Raw genomic sequence first — 528 nt, 5'->3', positions numbered from 1 at the left:
CTTCAGGGATTGCGCGACGGGATCCTGACCAAGGCGCAGACCCGGGTGATAGTCAGCGGCATCCGCCACCTGCGGACGGAAAACCGCAAGATGATCGATGAGTTGCTCTGGGAGGAACCGCACAAGTGCTTCGAGGCCGGGGACGCACTACTGCGTGACGCCGTCGCCTATTGGGCGTTGATCCTGGAACCGGCAACCGAGGAAGACCTTGAAGCCAAGGCCATGAAGAACCGGTACGTCGGTGCCTATCAGGTCAATGCGCACAGCGTGAAGATCTCCGGAATGCTCCCCTTGGAACAAGGCATCCCCTTCATGCAGGTGTTGGCCCGGGAAATCGAGCATTCCATGTCCAACGGGGACTCCCGCAGCCAGAACCAGGTGGCCGCCGACACGGTCTTTGAATCGATCACCGGCATCAAGGCCGGCGGCAGCATCCCGGTGGCCCTGTGTCTGGTGATGGCGCAGAAGACCTTCACCGCCGGTGGCGGTGAGCCGGTGTTGGTTCCCGGCTACGGGCACCTCAGTGCT

At 62.1% G+C, this 528-nt stretch carries 1 pseudogene; it reads left to right on the top strand.

Annotation, left to right across the window (positions count from 1 at the left end):
• Nucleotides 1–528: pseudogene (locus tag ABEA12_RS14955) on the top strand (HNH endonuclease); the annotation flags it as partial.

This window comes from Paeniglutamicibacter antarcticus (assembly GCF_039544305.1).
Classification (GTDB): Bacteria; Actinomycetota; Actinomycetes; order Actinomycetales; family Micrococcaceae; genus Paeniglutamicibacter; species Paeniglutamicibacter antarcticus_C.
Note: the sequence above shows the minus strand (reverse complement) of the source record. Positions and strands in the feature narration are given on the sequence as shown.